Source organism: Saccharothrix sp. S26, from assembly GCF_021390395.1.
Classification (GTDB): Bacteria; Actinomycetota; Actinomycetes; order Mycobacteriales; family Pseudonocardiaceae; genus Actinosynnema.
On record NZ_JAJUWT010000010.1, the window covers coordinates 50938 to 67210 of the forward strand.

The window sequence follows — 16273 nt, forward strand, 5'->3', positions numbered from 1 at the left end:
TCTCGTTCACGCACCGTGATCGCGGTCGTGGCATGCCCGGACGCGTGCCGCGACGGAAAGGCGCACTCATGCTCGGCACCACCTGGTTGGCGAAACTCCGAGGAGGGCTCGCCGCCTGCGGCCTGCTCGCCGTGGCCGCGTGCGGCGGGGCGGGCGGCGACGACGGACCCGTGACGGTGTCCGTCTGGGCCTGGTACCCGGAGTTCAAGGGGGTGGTCGAGGCGTTCAACGCCTCCCACCCCGACATCAAGGTCGAGTGGACCAACGCCGGCACCGGGGCGGACCACTACGCCAAGCTCAAGACCGCGATCACGGCCGGCAAGGGAGCTCCGGACGTGGCGATGATCGAGTTCCAGCAGATCCCCACGTTCGTCATCCTCGACGCCCTCGCGGACATGGGCGAGCACGGCGCCAACGAGGACAAGGACCTCTACGCCGAGTGGGCCTGGCAACAGGCCACCGACGGCGAGAAGGTCTACGCGATCCCGGTCGACGGCGGCCCGATGGCGCTGATGTACCGCAAGGACCTGTTCGACCAGCACGGCATCCCCGTGCCGACCACGTGGGCCGAGTACGCCGAGGCGGCCGTGAAGATCAAGGCGGCCGACCCGGCCGCGCACATCGCGAGCTTCGGCAGCGACGGCGGCTGGCTCAACGGCCTGATGTGGCAGTCCGGCTGCCGCCCGTACGGCTACTCGCACACCACCGCCAAGGACCAGGTGAAGATCAACCTGACCGCGCCGGAGTGCGAGCGGGTGGTCGACCTGGTCGGCGACCTGGTCGACAAGGGGCTCATGGCCAAGGACCCGTTCTTCACCGCCGACGCCACCGCCGCGCTGGACTCGGGCAAGTACTGGACGTGGGCCGCGGCGGGCTGGACGCCCGGCTACCTGGCGGGCTCGCTGAAGAACACCGCCGGCAAGTGGGCGGTCGCGCCGATGCCGCAGTGGACGGCCGGCGCGGACGAGCAGGGCGACTGGGGCGGCTCCACGTTCACCGTGACCAAGCAGGCCCGCAACCCGAAGGCCGCCACCACCGTGGCGCGCGAGCTGTTCGGCAGGTCGAAGGCGGCCTGGGAGATCGGGCTGGACAAGGCGTTCCTCTACCCGCTGGTCAAGGACGTCGCGGCCGACCCGGCGTTCACCGGCAAGGCCTACGACTTCTTCAACGGCCAGAAGGTGAACGAGATCTTCGTGCCCGTGTCGGAGAAGCTGGGCGACTTCCAGTTCACCCCGTTCCAGGACTTCGTGTACGGCGAGCTGAACGACCGCAGCGCCGAGGCGTTGTCGGGCAGCAGGCCGTGGGGCACGGTGCTGGAGGAGACGCAGAAGAACGTGGTGGCCTACGCCGAGCAGCAGGGCTTCAAGGTCAGCAAGTGACGTCCGGGCGGCCCGTCACCGCGACGGGCCGCCGTACCCACGCCCAGGCCCAGTCAGGAGGTCCACCGTGACGCGGTCCCTGCCGATCACGGCGCCCGAGGCCGACGACCCACCGGCCGCACCGGCCGAGTCCCGCGCGCGGCGGCGGTCGCGCCGGGTCACCGCGCGCCCCGTGGCCGGGATGTTGTTCGTCCTGCCGTTCTTCCTCGTCGTCGTCGCGTTCCTGGTCGTGCCGCTGGGCTACGCGTTCTGGCTCAGCCTGTCCAGCAAGAGCCTGGCGCTGGGCACGCGGTTCAGCGGCGTCGACAACTACGTGCGCGCGTTCACCGACCCGGTGCTGCTCGACGGGCTGCTGCGGGTCGTGCTGTTCGGGCTCGTGCAGATCCCGGTCATGCTCGGCATCGCGCTGGCCGGCGCGCTCGCGCTGGACGCCGTCACGACCAGGTTCGCCCTGGCGTTCCGGCTCATCGCGTTCATGCCCTACGCCGTGCCCGCCGTGGTCGGTGCGCTCATGTGGGGCTTCCTCTACAGCCGCACGTTCGGCCCGTTCGCCGACCTGCCGACGCTCGTGGGCGGCGAGCCGATCGACTTCTTCAGCGTCTCGTTGCTGCTGGTGTCGCTGGGCAACATCGTGACGTGGGCGTGGACCGGCTACAACATGATCATCCTGTACTCGGCGTTGCAGGGCGTGCCGCGCGAGCTGCACGAGGCCGCGGTGGTCGACGGCGCCACGCCGGTGCAGGTCGCGCTGCGGGTCAAGGTGCCCGCGATCAAGCAGGCGATCTCGCTGGCCGCGATCTTCACCGTCATCGGCACCATGCAGTTCTTCACCGAGCCGCAGATCATGGCCCGGTTCGCGCCGCAGATCTCGGCCGGGTACACGCCCAACCTCTACGCCTACAACCAGGCGTTCGCGTACTCGGACTTCCACTACTCCGCCGCGCTCTCCTTCGCCCTCGGCTTCCTGGTGTTCGTGGTGGCTTACGCGTTCGTGATCGTCAACAACCGCAGGCGGGTGGCGCGCTCATGAAGGTGAAGACCCGGCTCCCGCACCTGTTGATGGGCGCGGGCATCCTCTACTTCGTCGTCCCGCTGCTGTGGGTGGTCATCGCGGCCACCAAGAGCCAGCCGGACCTGCTGGACAGCCCGGCGCTGTGGTTCGCCGAGTTCAACCTGTTCGACAACATCGGGCAGCTGTTCCGCGAGGACGACGGCGTGTACGGCCAGTGGCTGGTCAACACGGCGTTGTACTCGGGCCTGAGCGCGGTGGGCGCAACCGCCTTGGCGGCCGCGGCGGGCTACGGCCTGGCGCGGTTCCGGTTCCCGGGCCGGCGGTTGTTCGAGACGGCGCTGCTGGGCATGATCATGGTGCCGGCGACCGCCCTGGTGCTGCCGACGTACCTGATCCTGTCCGAGGTGGAGCTGGTCGACACGATGTGGGCGGTCGTGCTGCCCTCGCTGCTCAGCCCCTTCGGCGCGTACCTCATCCGGGTGTACGTGGACGAGAGCGTGCCGGTGGAGCTGATCGACGCCGCCCGCATCGACCGGGCGGGTGAGCTGCGGATCTTCTGGCAGATCGTGGTGCCGATGATGCGACCCGCCATCGTCACGGTCTTCCTGTTCACCCTGGTCGCCACCTGGAACAATTACTTCCTGCCGCTGGTGATGCTCAGCGACGCCGACCTGTACCCGCTCACCGTGGGCCTGACCACCTGGTTCAACACCGCTCAGCAGGAGGCAGGCACCCGCATGTTGTTCAACCTCGTGGTGACCGGCGCACTGCTGGCCATCGTCCCGCTCATCGTCGCCTTCGTCCTGCTGCAGCGCTTCTGGCGCAGCGGTGCGGCCGCGGGCGCCCTGAAGTAGGAGTCCCGTGCTCAACGCCTCCCTTGCCCTCAATCCCGACTACGTCATCGCGCCCGTGCGACGCCGCCTCTTCGGGTCGTTCGTCGAGCACATGGGCCGTTGCGTCTACACCGGCATCTACGAGCCCGGCCACCCGACCGCCGACGAGGACGGCTTCCGCGGCGACGTGCTGGAGCTGACCCGTGAGATGGGGGTCGAGCTGGTCCGCTACCCCGGCGGCAACTTCGTCTCCGGCTACCGCTGGGAGGACGGCGTCGGCCCCGTCGCGCAGCGGCCCGTGCGCCGTGAGCTCGCGTGGCACAGCCTGGAGACCAACGAGGTCGGCATCGACGAGTTCGTCCGCTGGGCCCGCAAGGCCGACGTCGAGGTCATGTACGCGGTGAACCTGGGCACGCGCGGCGTCGCCGAGGCGCTCGACGTGCACGAGTACATGAACCACGACGGCGGCACGCACCTGTCCGACCTGCGCCGCGCCAACGGCTCGAAGGAGCCGCACGGCGTGAAGCTGTGGTGCCTGGGCAACGAGCTGGACGGCCCGTGGCAGCTCGGCCACAAGACCGCGCACGAGTACGGCCGGCTGGCCGCCGAGACGGCCCGCGCGCTGCGGCAGGCCGAGCCGGACCTGGAACTCGTGGCGTGCGGCAGCTCCAGTTCGTCCATGCCGACGTTCGGCGAGTGGGAGTCCACCGTGCTGGAGCTGGCGTACGACGAGGTGGACCACATCTCGCTGCACGCCTACTACGAGGTGATCGACGGCGACGTGGACAGCTTCCTCGCCTCGGCGGTCAACATGGACCACTTCATCGACAGCGTGGTGGCCACCGCCGACGCGGTCGGCGCGCGGCTGAAGAGCAAGAAGAAGATCACGCTGTCGTTCGACGAGTGGAACGTCTGGTACATGCAGCGCTTCCACGCCGAGCCGCGCACGGAATGGGAGATCGCGCCCCGCGTGATCGAGGACCAGTACGACGTCACCGACGCGGTCGTCGTGGGCAACCTGCTGATCTCGTTGCTGCGCCACAGCGACCGGGTCGCCGTCGCGTGCCAGGCCCAGTTGGTGAACGTGATCGCGCCGATCCGCAGCGAGCCCGGCGGCCCGGCGTGGCGACAGACCACCTTCCACCCGTTCGCGCTGACCTCGCGCCTGGCGCGCGGCCAGGTGCTGCGGGTCGAGACCTCCTCGCCGACCTACTCGACCAAGCGCTTCGGCGACGTCCCGGTGGTCGACTCGGTCGCCACGCACGACGAGGAGACCGGCGACACGGTCGTCTTCGTGGTCAACCGCCACCGGACCGAGCCGGTCGACCTGCGCGTCGCCCTGGCCGCCTTCGGCGACGTCACGGTCGCCGAGGCTTGGACCGTTCACGACCCGGACGGCTCGGCCACCAACACGGAATCCGACCCGGACCGCGTCGTGCCCAAGCCCCAGGACGTCGCTCTGGCGGACGGCGAGCTCCAGACCGTGCTGGCTCCCGTGTCGTGGACGGCGGTCCGGCTCACGTCCGGTTCCTGATCGGCGCTGATCAGGATAAAAAATCAAAAGATCAAAAGCGTCCTCGCCGGACGGGCAGATCAGCAGGATGACCCCAACTACCCCTGGATGCTGCGGTTGCGTCGTGGGCCGGGTTTCGTGTCATCCCACCGACCTCCCTCCGGGCTACCACACGCGTCAAGGGGGCGACATCGGTCAACGCCGTAGCCCGCAGTGGACTACGCCCCCTTGACACGTGCGGTAGGGCAAAGCCAGGTCGGCGGGATGACACGAAGCCCTCCCTGTATTGGGGAAGCGCATCGCGGCCTCACCGCGCCGGACGAGACCGGACGCCCGGCCCCGCCGGCGACTTCCGACCCCGTCCACTGGGCGTCTTTGCTTCAGAAGTAGGGCTTCGTGTCATCCCGCCGACCTGGCGCAGCCCTACCGCACGTGTCAAGGGGGGCGTAGTCCACCTCTGCCTGACACGTCCACTGCGGGCGCCCCCCTTGATACGTGTGGTAGCCCTTGTGGAGGTCGGTGGGATGACACGAAACCCGGACCACCCACCCAACCGGAACATCCATGGGCGGTTCGGGTCATCCTGCTGATCTGCCCGTCCGGCGAGGACGCTTTTACCTTTCGATCTCTTCGACCTTCCAATCACTCTCCGACATAAGCCGCCAAGTGCTCACCCGTCAGCGTGGCGCGCTTGGCGACCAACTCTGCCGGAGTCCCCTCGAACACGACCTGACCGCCGTCATGACCCGCACCGGGACCGAGGTCGATGATCCAGTCAGCGTGCGCCATCACGGCCTGGTGGTGCTCGATCACGATGACCGACTTGCCCGACTCGACCAGCCGGTCGAGCAGGCCGAGCAGTTGCTCGACATCCGCCAAGTGCAAGCCCGTGGTCGGCTCGTCCAGGATGTAGACCCCGCCCTGCTCGGCCATCTGCGTGGCGAGCTTGAGCCGCTGCCGCTCGCCGCCCGACAGCGTGGTCAACGGCTGCCCCAGGGTCAGGTAGCCGAGGCCCACATCGGCCAACCGGTCGAGGATCTTGTGCGCGGCCGGGGTGCGGGCCTCGCCCTCGCCGAAGAACGACTCCGCCTCGACCACGGACATGGCGAGCACCTCGGCGATGTCCCGGCCGCCCAGCGTGTACTCCAGCACCGACGCCTGGAACCGCTTGCCCTCGCAGTCCTCGCAGGTGGACTCGACGGTGGCCATGACGCCCAGCTCCGTGTAGATGACGCCGGCGCCGTTGCACGTCGGGCACGCGCCCTCGGAGTTGGAGCTGAACAAAGCCGGCTTCACGCCGTTGGCCTTGGCGAACGCCTTGCGGATCGGCTCCAGCAGCCCGGTGTAGGTGGCCGGGTTGCTGCGTCGCGAACCGCGGATCGCGCCCTGGTCGATCACGACCACGCCGTCGCGGCCCGCGACCGAGCCGTGGATCAGCGAGCTCTTCCCGGACCCGGCCACGCCGGTGACGGCGCACAGCACGCCCAGCGGGATGTCCACGTCGACGTCACGCAAGTTGTGCGTGTTCGCGCCACGCACCTCCAGCACACCCGACGGCGTCCGAACCGAGGGCTTCAGCCGCGCGCGGTCGTCCAGGTGCCGTCCGGTGAGGGTGTCGGCGGCGCGCAGCCCGTCGACGGTGCCCTCGAACACCACCTCGCCACCACCCGTGCCCGCCGCCGGACCGAGGTCGACGACGTGGTCGGCGATCGCGATCACCTCGGGCTTGTGCTCGACGACCAGCACGGTGTTGCCCTTGTCCCGCAACTGGACCAGCAGGGCGTTCATCCGGTCGATATCGTGCGGGTGCAACCCGATCGTGGGTTCGTCGAAGACGTACGTGACGTCGGTGAGCGACGAGCCGAGGTGCCGGATGAGCTTGGTGCGCTGCGCCTCACCGCCGGACAGCGTGCCGGACGGCCGGTCCAGCGAGAGGTAGCCGAGCCCGATGTCCACGAAGGAGTCGAGCGTCCGGCTCAGGTTCGCCAGCAGCGGCGCGACCGAAGGCTCGTCCAGCTCCCGCACCCACTGGGCCAGGTCGCTGATCTGCATCGAGCAGACGTCGGCGATGTTGCGGCCCTTGATCTTGGACGACAGGGCTTCCTTTGCCAGGCGCGTGCCGCCGCAGTCGGGGCAGGTCGTGAACGTCACCGCCCGTTCCACGAACGCGCGGATGTGCGGCTGGAGCGAGTCGACGTCCTTGGACAGGTAGGACTTCTGGATCGACGGGATCAGGCCCGAGTAGGTCAGGTTGATGCCCTCGACCTTGATCTTGGTGGGTTCCTTGTGCAGCAGGTCGTGCAGCTCCCGCTTGTTGTACTTGCGGATCGGCTTGTCCGGGTCGAAGAAGCCGCAGCCGCGGAAGATGCGGCCGTACCAGCCGTCCATGCTGTAGCCGGGGATGGTGAGCGCGCCCTCGTTGAGCGACTTGCCGTCGTCGTACAGCGCGGTGAGGTCGATGTCGTTGACCGAACCCATGCCCTCGCAGCGCGGGCACATGCCGCCGAGCCGGTTGAACGTCGCCTTCTCCGCCTTGGTCTTGCCGCCGCGCTCCACCGTGATCGCGCCGCTGGCCCGCACCGACGGCACGTTGAACGAGTACGCGTTGGGCGGGCCGATGTGCGGGGTGCCGAGCCTGCTGAACAGGATGCGCAGCATCGCGTTGGTGTCGGTCACGGTGCCGACCGTGGAACGCGGGTTCGCGCCCAGCCGCTCCTGGTCGACGATGATCGCGGTGGTCAGCCCGTCCAGCACGTCCACCTCGGGCCGCGCCAGCGTCGGCATGAAGCCCTGCACGAACGCGCTGTACGTCTCGTTGATCATCCGCTGCGACTCGGCGGCGATGGTGCCGAACACCAACGAGCTCTTGCCCGAGCCGGACACACCGGTGAACACCGTGAGCCTGCGCTTGGGGATCTCGACGCTGACGTCCTTGAGGTTGTTGACGCGCGCGCCCTGCACGCGGATGAGGTCGTGGCTGTCGGCCGGGTGCGGCTCGGGCGACGGCGCGTTCTTCCTCGTGGCCATGCTGATCGTGTCTCCATCTGGTTGTGCGGCGCGCGTGGTCGGTGGTGTGGGGTTCGGTCGGTGCGCCGCCCCGCTCCGGACGGGGAGCGGGGGCGGCACCGTCCGCTGTGGACGGCTCAGCGCAGTTGCTGGATGCGGACCAGGTTGCCCGCGGGGTCGCGGAACGCGCAATCGCGGACGCCGTACGGGTGCTCGGTCGGTTCCTGCACGACGTCCGCGCCCGAGGCTTGGAGCTTGTCGAACGTGCCGTCGAGGTCCTTGGTGGCGAGGTTGATGGCGGCGTAGGTGCCCTTGGCCATCATCTCGGTGATGGTGCGGCGCTCCTCCTCGGTGACGCCCGGGTCGGCGGCGGGCGGGTGGAGCACGACCGACGTGTCGGGCTGGCCGACGGGACCGACCGTGATCCACCGCAGGCCCTCGTAGCCGACGTCGTTGCGGACCTCGAAGCCGAGGGTGTCGCGGTAGAAGGCCAGCGCGGCGTCCGGGTCGTCCTGCGGGAGGAAGGTCTGGTGAATGGTGATGTCCATGGCCGTCACGCTAGGTGCGACCCGGAGGCGGGTGCTTCTCGATTCCTGACCGGTCTGGTGACCTGCTTGGCCACGCACGCCGGCATGCCCGCGGTCGCGGCCGTCGGGTCCTGCCGGTAGACGCTGGGCGGCACGCCGACCAGTTCGGTGAAGCGGGTGCTGAACGTGCCCAGCGACGAGCAGCCGACCGCGAAGCAGACCTCCGTGACGCTGAGGTCGCCGCGCCGCAGCAACGCCATCGCGCGCTCGATGCGCCGCGTCATCAGGTACGAGTACGGTGACTCGCCGTAAGCTTGCCGGAACTGGCGGCTCAGGTGCCCGGCGGACATGTTCACGCCCCGGGCGAGCGCTTCGACGTCCAGCGGTTGCGCGTACTCGCGGTCGATCCGGTCGCGGACGCGGCGCAACCGGGCGAGGTCGCCCAGGCGGTGCGCCTCGGCAGGTCTGCTGGTCACGTGGCCGATGGTGCCACATCACGACCGGTGGGGCAGGTGATCACGCCGGGTCGCGTGCCAGGCTGTCGAACGTGATCACGCGTGAGCTGTTGCTGCTCGGGGGCGGCGCCGGGGTCGGCAAGTCGAGCGTCGGCTGGGAGGTCTCCCACCTCCTCCAGACCCGGGGGACCGCGCACTGCCTGGTGGAGGGCGACAACCTGGACCAGGTCCACCCCGCGCCCGCCGACGACCCGCACCGCACCGCCATCACCGAGCGCAACCTGGCCGCGATCTGGGCCAACTACGCCGCGCTCGGCCAGCGGCGGCTCGTCTACACCAACACGGTCAGCGTGCTGGAGGAGCCGATGATCCGCCGCGCCCTGGGGCCGGGGGACGTCCGCTCCACGCTCGTGCTGCTGACCGCGTCGGAGGCGACCGTCCGCGCACGCCTCGCCGGCCGTGAGATCGGCTCGCAGCTCGCGCCGCACGTCGAGCGGAGCCTGGCCATGGCCCGCCGGCTGGACGCGGACGCACCGCCCGGGACGGTCCGCGTCGCCACCGACGGCAGGTCCGTCGTGGACATCGCGCACGAGGTGGTGCGCGTCGCCGGCTGGTGACGGTCAGGGCAGCGACGGGGGCAGGCCGAACGCCGGGAAGTGGGCGGCGTCCACGAAGGACGTGATCTCGCGGATCCGGTCGTCCCGCAGCGTCAGCACGTCGATCGACCACGCCAGGTACGCGCCCGCGTCGTCGTCCCAGAGGTAGCCGGCGACGGCGGGCTGGCCGTTGGCGCTGGTGGGCAGGTGCCGCCACGGCGGGCACGAGGTCAGCGGCACCCGCAGGGCGAAGTCCGCGACCGCCTCGATGCCGCGGTACCAGTGCGGCAACGGCGGCATCGACCAGGTGACGTCCTCGGTCAGCAGCGCGACCAGCGCGTCGGCGTCGCCGCGTTCCAGCGCGGTGGAGTAGTCGGTCACGACCTGCCGCAGGCGCGCGTCGTCGATCAGCCGCAACGCCTGCTGCCGGCTGCGTTCGGGCACCTTCTCCGCCACGACCCGGCGGGCACGGGCCAACGCCGAGTTCACCGACGTGGTCGAGGTGTTCATCATGGCGGCGATCTCGGCCGCCGAGAACCCCAGCACCTCGAACAGCAGCAACGCGGCCCGCTGGTTGCCGGGCAGGTGCTGCAACGCGGCCACGAAGGCCAGCTCGACGGCCTCGCGCTGCGCGTAACGCCCCGCCGGACCGCCGTCGACCAGTCCCGCGTCCGGGTACGGCCCGAGCCACGCGACGTCCGTCGCGGGCGCGTTCTCGATCACGGCCCGCTCGCTAAACGGCCCCAGGTCCATCGGCAGGGCCCGCCTGCCGCGGCTGCGCACCGCGTCGAGGCACGTGCGGGTGGCCACCGCGTACAGCCAGGACCGCAGTGAGCTGCGCCCCTCGAAGCCGCCCAGTCCCCGCCACGCCCGCAGCAGGGCTTCCTGGAGGGCGTCGTCGGCGTCGTGGGTGGAGCCGAGCATGCGGTAGCAGTGGGCGTGCAGCTCCCGGCGCAGCGGTTCCACCAGGCGGGTGAACGCGTCACCGTCGCCCTCACGGGCGCGCCGCAGGTCGGCGTCCTCCGCAGCCGTCGCCGGACCCGCCGGGAAAACTTCGCTCACGAGCGACGATTCTGCCCCACCACCGGAGTCACCACCGGCGAACGAGCACTTCAACACCGTCCCAGGAGGATTCACGATGACCCGGACCGCCACCACCGACACCCTGCGGGTGCCCGACGCGCTGCTGCACTACGAGGTGCGTGGCCGGGGTCCGCTGGTCGTGCTCGTCGCCGCGCCGATGGACGCCCGGTCCTTCGAGCCGTTGGCCGACCTGCTCGCCACCGACCACACCGTGCTCACCACCGACCCGCGCGGCATCCGCCGCAGCCGGGTCGACGACCCCGGCCGCGACGCGACGCCGGAGCTGCGCGCCGACGACGTGGCCCGGCTCATCCGGCACGTGGACGCGGGCCCGGCGGCCGTGCTCGGGTCCAGCGGCGGCGCGGTCACCGTGCTGGCCCTCGCGCAGGCGCACCCGGAGCTGGCGCACACCGTGATCGCCCACGAGCCGCCGCTGGACCAGCTCGTCCCGGACCGGGAGGATCTGCTCCGGCGCACCGACGAGATGGTCGCCACCTACCGGTCCGGCGACTCGCTGGGCGCGTGGCGGCAGTTCCTGGCCATCGCGAACATCCAGATGCCCGACGAGGTGGTCGAGCACATGTTCGGCGGCGAGCGCGACCCGCGGGACCTCGCCGACGAGCGGTTCCAGTACGAGCACATGCTGCTGCCGACCGTGCGGTGGGTGCCGGACCTCGACGCGTTGCGCTCGGCGTCGAGCCGGATCGTGGTCGGCATCGGCGAGGACTCGGGCGGCGAGCTGTGCGAGCGCACCTCGATCGCCCTCGCCGAGGGCCTGGGCCTCGAACCGACCCGCTTCCCCGGCGGTCACGTCGGCTTCGCGGAGCACCCGGAGCGGTTCGCCGCGCGGTTGCGGGAGGTGCTGGGGTGGTTCACGGCGTGAGGTGACGGCCGGGCTGGGCGGGCGGGCGGCGGCGGTCGACCACGACGGACAGGGCGGCCACCGCCAGCCCGGCCAGGCTCAACGCCACCCCGACCCACGCGGTGGAGGTGTAGCCCCAGCCCGCGCCGATCGCCAGGCCGCCCAGCCACGCGCCCGCACCGTTGGCGATGTTCAACGCCGAGTGGTTGGACGACGACGCCAGCGACGGCGCGTCGGGGGAAGCGTCCATCAGCCGGACCTGCAACGCCGAGGCCAGCACCTGCGACACGAGCCCGATCAGGAACACCGTGCCGAACGCCATCACCGGCGAGGTCGCGGTGAGCGCGAACAGCACGAGCACGACCGTCACCGCGATCAACGAGCCGAACACCGTGCCCATGACCGAGCGGTCCACGAACCGGCCGCCGACCGTCGCGCCGAGCGTCATGCCCAGCCCGAACACCGCCAGCACCCACGGCACGGCGGACGCCGACAACGCGGTCACCTCGGTGGTGATGGGGGAGATGTAGGAGTAGACGGCGAACATGCCGCCGAACCCGATCATGCCGGTGAGCAGCGCGAACCACACCTGCGGCCGGCGGAACGCGCTCAGCTCGGCGGCCACGCTCGCGTCCTCCGGCGCGGGGACGCGCGGCAGCCACCGGGCCACCGCCAACGCCGTGACGCCCGCGATCACGGCCACCGCGAGGTAGGCGACCCGCCAGCCGATCTGCTGCCCGGCGGCGGTGGCGACGGGCACGCCGACCAGGTTGGCCACGGTCAGGCCGACCATGATCCGGGCGACCGCCGTGCCGCGTCGTTCCGGCGGCACGAGGGTGGTCGCGACGACGGCCGCGATGCCGAAGAACGCGCCGTGCGGCAGCCCGGCCACGAACCGGGCGGTCATCAGCAGGGCCGTGTTGGGGGCGATGGCGGACAGGCCGTTGCCCAGGGCCAGGGCCAGCGTCAGGCCGATCAGCAGGCCCTTGCGGGGCAGCTTGGCGGCCAGCCCGGCGATCAGCGGCGCGCCGACCACCACGCCGAGCGCGTAGAGGCTGATCGCGTGGCCCGCGGTGGGGATGGAGATGTCGAACGTGGCCGCCATCTGCGGCAGCAGGCCCATGGTGGCGAACTCGGTCGTCCCGATGCCGAAGCCGCCCAGCGCCAGGGCGAACATGGCCGCCCCGCCGCCCTTGCCGCGACGAGTCACCGCGGACTCGACCGTCGCCGTCATGCGTCGCTCCTGTCAGCTGTCCCGAGTCGACAGTGACCACGCGACGTAGATTGCTTAGCCAGCGAAACTATTTTACCGGCCGGCGCCGACCACCCCGACCCCGAACCGCGTGCCGCTGCTCACACGCCCACCCGCCGGCCGGGAAACCGCTGGCGGGCGTGCTGCCCGGCACGGCAGGCTCCGCGACCATGACCGCCGAGATCGACCGTCTCATCCGGCTGCTGGACGACGACTCGACCGACGTGTCCGAGGACGCGAAGTTCACGCTGATGTCGATCGGGCCGCAGGTGGTCGAGCCGCTCGCGGCGGCCGTCGGCTCGCTGCACCCGGTCGCCCAACTGTGCGCGATCGAGGTCTTCGACCACCTCGGCGACCCCGCCGCAGGTCCGGCGCTGCTCGACCTGCTCCGCAGCGAGGACCCGACGGTGCGGGCGTGGTCGACGTGGTCGGTCGGTGAGCTCGGCGTCCAAGAGGCGGTGCCGTCGCTGCTGGCGGCGCGCGAACGGCTGCGCGCCGAGGGCGGTCCGCCGGACCTGCTCGAAGCGATCTGGGTCCGGCGCTCGTTGACCGTGCTGGGCGCGCGGCGGCAGGTCTTGCCGCCGTTGACGGCGTCGTTGCGCACCCCGCTCGGCCACCGGCAGTGGTGGCCGTCGGACCGGCTGGCGGACGTCATCGACGACCTGGCCGACCACGACCAGGCGGTGCTGTACTTCGACCTGTGGGCGATCATCGACGGTGACGTCCTCGGCAACGGCCACGAGCGCCTCGACCGGCGGTTCGACTTCGCCGAGCCGTGGTCGCGGGTGGTCCAGGACGCGCGCGAGACCGCGTTGATCGAGGCGGTCTTCGTCCCACCGCGCCCGAACCTGTTCGCGACCTTCGAGTGGATCGACCGCTCGGACGTCTGACCACCCGTGCGCGACACACCGAGTGGAACGAGGAGAACGGTGTTCTCACGACTGGTGGAGCCGCAGGCGCACGCCGAGCTGGCCGCGCCGACGGAGGGCGACGTCCTGGTGAGCACCGGCGTCGGCCCGCGTGGCGAGGTCGTCGCGCTGTGGTCGTCGGCCGCGGGCCGTGAGGCGTTGCCGGCGCGTGACGGCGGCCCCGGCCGGCCGAGCTTCGCGGCCACCCGCACCGAGCGCCCGGTGGAGGCTCGCCTGACCGGGCACGGTCCGGAGCGCGACGTCGTGGTCACCCTCGACCCGGCCCTCGCGCGCCCGGTCGTCCAGCCGCTGCCGGACGACCGGTTCCTCGTCGTGGGCGCGCGGTGCCGGTGGCGACCGGAGGGAGCCGAGCACAACGCCCAGGTGGTCGGCCCCGACGGGGACGTCGTCCGCACCGCCGTGTTCGGCGACGGGGTCAACCACGTCGCGACCACGCCGACCGGTCAGGCGTGGGTGGCCTACTCCGACGAGGGCGTGTACGGCAACTACGGCTGGGGCGGGCAGGGCACCGCCGCCCCCGTGGGCACGTCGGGCCTCGTCCGGTTCGACCCGGCGTTGAAGCGGGCCTGGTCCTACCCCTTGGACGGCGACTTCGACGCGATCGACGACTGCTACTCGCTGAACGTGGCCGGCGAGACGGCCTGGGCCTGTTACTACTCCGACTTCCCCGTCGTGAGGGTCGACGGCGACCGGGTGACCGGGTGACCACCCGGGAGGGGATCCCGACCGCTTTGCTCGTCGACGGCACGCGGTGCGCGCTGATCGGTGGCTACGGCAAGGAGCAGGACCTGGTCCGGGTCGGTGAGCTGACCGGCGACGGGCGGTTCGTGGTCCGGCGGCAGCGGCGGTTGGCGCCGCCGCCCGGCCACCGTTGGACGATGGCCGGGCGGGGAGGGATCCTGCACCTGTTCTCCGGCGCGAGCCACTGCCTGCTCGACCTCGATCAGGTGTCGTGAGCGAGGTCCAGCGCCGTGCCGTAGAGGCGGGTGGCGGGGAACGTGATGGTCAGCCGGCGGTCCGGTTCGTCCCCGTCCGACACCTCCACCAGCTCCGCGTCACCCTCCACCGCCGCGAACGACCACACGTCCGGGCCGCTCACGTGCAGCGCGACCTTCGGGTCGGCCCGGATCTGGCGGGCCTTCAGCCGGTCCGCCGTGGTGGACACGCGGATCACGCGCTCCTTGGCGTCCCACTGGTACAGCACGGTGGACAGGTGCGGGTGGCCGGTGCGCTTCACCGTGGCCAGCACGCCGAACCGCTGGGCGCCGAGCAGGTCCACCAGTTCGCCGTCGGCCAGGGCTCGGGGCGCGGGGCCGGGGTTGACGGTCATGTCGGTCTCCTCTTCGGGTGCCGGGACTTCGGGTGTCAGGTCTTCCGGTGTCAGGCGGAACGCTTGCGCAGGACGACCAGGCTGGTCGCGAACGCGGCCGCGAGCAGCGCGGCGGCGACGGTGAAGGCCACGCGGTACCCGGCGGTCAGGGCGGCCGGTTCGGCGACGCCCGCGGCCAGCTCCTCCCCGGTCCGCGCGGCGGCCAACGTGGACAGCACGGCCACGCCCACCGCCATGCCGACCTGCTGGGTGGCGTTGAACAGGCCGGACACCAGGCCGGCGTCGTCGGGCCGGGCGTCGGACATGCCCAGCGACGCCAGCGCGGGCAGCACGAGCCCGCCACCGGCGATCAGCAGCATCACGGGCAGCAGGTCGGTCGCGTAGTCGGCCTGCACCGGGACCACGCTCAGCTTCACCATCGCGCCCGCCAGCAGCGCCAGCCCGACCAGCAGCACGGCACGTTCGCCGAACCGCGTGTTCAGCCTGGCCGAGACGAACAGTGACACGCCGCCGATCGCGACCGCCGCCGGCAGCATCGCCAGCCCGGTGGCCAGGGCGCTGTAGGCCAGCACCTCCTGCATGTAGAGCGCGACGATGATCTGGAACGCGAACATCGCCGACAGGGTGAGGACCTGCACCAGGTTCGCGCCGACCACGTTGCGCGAGCGCAGGATCCGCAGCGGCATCAACGGCGTCCGCGCCTTGGCCTGCCGCACGGTGAACGCCGCCAGCAACGCCACCGACAGCGCGCCGAGGCCGAGGGTGTGCGTGGCCGTCCAGCCGTACTGCTCGACCTTGACGACGGTGTAGATGCCGAGCATCAGCCCGCTCGTGACCAGCGCCGCGCCGAGCACGTCCGCGCCGGCGGACAGGCCCGCGCCCCGGTCGGCCGGCAGCACCCGGATCGCCAGCAGCACGGTGGCCACGCCGATCGGCAGGTTGATGAAGAAGATCCAGTGCCAGCTCAACGCGTCGGTCAGCACGCCGCCCAGCACCTGCCCGATGGACGCGCCCGCCGCGCCGGTGAAGCTGAACACCCCGATCGCCTTGGCGCGCTCGGCCGGGTCGGTGAACAGCGTGACCAGGATGCCGAGCACGACCGCCGAGGCCATCGCGCTGCCCGCGCCCTGGAGGAACCGGGCCGTGATCAGCAGCCCCGGGCTCGTCGCCGCGCCCGCCAGCAGCGACGCGGCGGTGAACACGGCGTTCCCGGCCAGGAACATCGCCTTGCGGCCGATCAGGTCGCCGAGCCGCCCGGCCAGCAGCAGCAGGCCGCCGAACGCGATCAGGTAGGCGTTGACCGTCCAGCTCAGCCCGGCGGGGGAGAAGCCCAGGTCACGCTGGATGGCCGGCATGGCGACGGTGACGATGCTGCCGTCGAGGATCGTCATCAGCATCGCGGCGGACAGCACGACCAGCGCGGACCAGCGGTTCGCGCGGGGCTGGGCGGGCGGTGCGTCGAGCGGGGTGTCGAGCGAGGGCGACATCGGTCTCTC

At 71.1% G+C, this 16273-nt stretch carries 16 protein-coding genes; 9 read left to right on the forward strand and 7 right to left on the reverse strand.

What is annotated here, in order from left to right; genetic code table 11:
- Positions 1-68: 68 nt before the first annotated feature.
- The 4 genes from LZG04_RS17375 to LZG04_RS17390 all read left to right on the forward strand — a co-directional run bounded on the left by LZG04_RS17375 (position 69) and on the right by LZG04_RS17390 (position 4758).
- A complete protein-coding gene (locus tag LZG04_RS17375; protein WP_233818214.1) occupies positions 69-1379 on the forward strand; it encodes an ABC transporter substrate-binding protein in 1311 nt (436 codons plus the stop codon).
- A 67-nt stretch (positions 1380-1446) separates the two neighbouring features.
- Positions 1447-2409: a carbohydrate ABC transporter permease gene (locus LZG04_RS17380; protein WP_233818216.1), complete on the forward strand. Its 963-nt coding sequence runs from the start codon at positions 1447-1449 to the stop codon at positions 2407-2409.
- Positions 2406-3245: a carbohydrate ABC transporter permease gene (locus LZG04_RS17385; RefSeq protein ID WP_233818218.1), complete on the forward strand. Its 840-nt coding sequence runs from the start codon at positions 2406-2408 to the stop codon at positions 3243-3245. Before LZG04_RS17380 ends, LZG04_RS17385 begins: the two co-directional genes overlap by 4 nt.
- Positions 3246-3252: 7 nt before the next feature.
- Positions 3253-4758: an alpha-N-arabinofuranosidase gene (locus LZG04_RS17390; RefSeq protein ID WP_374202830.1), complete on the forward strand. Its 1506-nt coding sequence runs from the start codon at positions 3253-3255 to the stop codon at positions 4756-4758.
- A gap of 621 nt (positions 4759-5379) precedes the next feature.
- On the opposite strand, the gene LZG04_RS17395 is transcribed toward LZG04_RS17390, so the two are convergent.
- The 3 genes from LZG04_RS17395 to LZG04_RS17405 all read right to left on the reverse strand — a co-directional run bounded on the left by LZG04_RS17395 (position 5380) and on the right by LZG04_RS17405 (position 8746).
- Positions 5380-7770 carry an ATP-binding cassette domain-containing protein gene (locus tag LZG04_RS17395; protein ID WP_374202832.1) on the reverse strand — a complete coding sequence of 797 codons (2391 nt, stop codon included), beginning with the start codon at positions 7768-7770 and terminating at the stop codon, positions 5380-5382.
- Between the two features lie 110 nt (positions 7771-7880).
- A complete protein-coding gene (locus LZG04_RS17400; RefSeq protein ID WP_233818222.1) occupies positions 7881-8291 on the reverse strand; it encodes a VOC family protein in 411 nt (136 codons plus the stop codon).
- 5 nt (positions 8292-8296) lie between these two features.
- Positions 8297-8746 carry a helix-turn-helix transcriptional regulator gene (locus LZG04_RS17405; protein WP_233818224.1) on the reverse strand — a complete coding sequence of 150 codons (450 nt, stop codon included), beginning with the start codon at positions 8744-8746 and terminating at the stop codon, positions 8297-8299.
- Between the two features lie 71 nt (positions 8747-8817).
- On the opposite strand from LZG04_RS17405, the gene LZG04_RS17410 reads away from it, so the two are divergent.
- Entirely contained in the window at positions 8818-9342 is a 525-nt protein-coding gene (locus LZG04_RS17410; protein ID WP_233818226.1) for a hypothetical protein, read from the forward strand.
- 3 nt (positions 9343-9345) lie between these two features.
- Here LZG04_RS17410 and LZG04_RS17415 read toward each other — a convergent pair whose 3' ends face one another.
- A complete protein-coding gene (locus LZG04_RS17415; RefSeq protein ID WP_233818228.1) occupies positions 9346-10383 on the reverse strand; it encodes a sigma-70 family RNA polymerase sigma factor in 1038 nt (345 codons plus the stop codon).
- 76 nt (positions 10384-10459) lie between these two features.
- On the opposite strand from LZG04_RS17415, the gene LZG04_RS17420 reads away from it, so the two are divergent.
- Positions 10460-11287: an alpha/beta fold hydrolase gene (locus LZG04_RS17420; RefSeq protein WP_233818230.1), complete on the forward strand. Its 828-nt coding sequence runs from the start codon at positions 10460-10462 to the stop codon at positions 11285-11287.
- Here the strand turns inward: LZG04_RS17420 and LZG04_RS17425 are convergent.
- A complete protein-coding gene (locus LZG04_RS17425; protein WP_233818232.1) occupies positions 11277-12500 on the reverse strand; it encodes an MFS transporter in 1224 nt (407 codons plus the stop codon). The two genes, LZG04_RS17420 and LZG04_RS17425, sit on opposite strands and share 11 nt — an antisense overlap.
- A 188-nt stretch (positions 12501-12688) precedes the next feature.
- Between LZG04_RS17425 and LZG04_RS17430 the strand changes: the two genes are divergently transcribed.
- The 3 genes from LZG04_RS17430 to LZG04_RS17440 are packed head-to-tail and all read left to right on the forward strand — an operon-like array spanning position 12689 to position 14403.
- Complete coding sequence (locus tag LZG04_RS17430; RefSeq protein WP_233818234.1) at positions 12689-13408, forward strand: HEAT repeat domain-containing protein; 720 nt, start codon at positions 12689-12691, stop codon at positions 13406-13408.
- 39 nt (positions 13409-13447) lie between these two features.
- Entirely contained in the window at positions 13448-14152 is a 705-nt protein-coding gene (locus tag LZG04_RS17435) for a hypothetical protein (RefSeq protein ID WP_233818237.1), read from the forward strand.
- Positions 14149-14403 (forward strand): hypothetical protein, encoded by a 255-nt coding sequence (locus tag LZG04_RS17440; RefSeq protein WP_233818239.1) that lies wholly within the window; start codon positions 14149-14151, stop codon positions 14401-14403. The genes LZG04_RS17435 and LZG04_RS17440 overlap by 4 nt, the downstream gene beginning before the upstream one ends.
- Here the strand turns inward: LZG04_RS17440 and LZG04_RS17445 are convergent.
- Together LZG04_RS17445 and LZG04_RS17450 are read right to left on the reverse strand one after the other, a co-directional pair.
- Positions 14391-14777, reverse strand: coding sequence for a pyridoxamine 5'-phosphate oxidase family protein (locus LZG04_RS17445; RefSeq protein ID WP_233818241.1), 387 nt, complete (start codon positions 14775-14777; stop codon positions 14391-14393). The genes LZG04_RS17440 and LZG04_RS17445 overlap by 13 nt on opposite strands.
- Positions 14778-14827: 50 nt before the next feature.
- A complete protein-coding gene (locus LZG04_RS17450) occupies positions 14828-16264 on the reverse strand; it encodes an MFS transporter (RefSeq protein WP_233818243.1) in 1437 nt (478 codons plus the stop codon).
- Positions 16265-16273 lie beyond the last annotated feature (9 nt).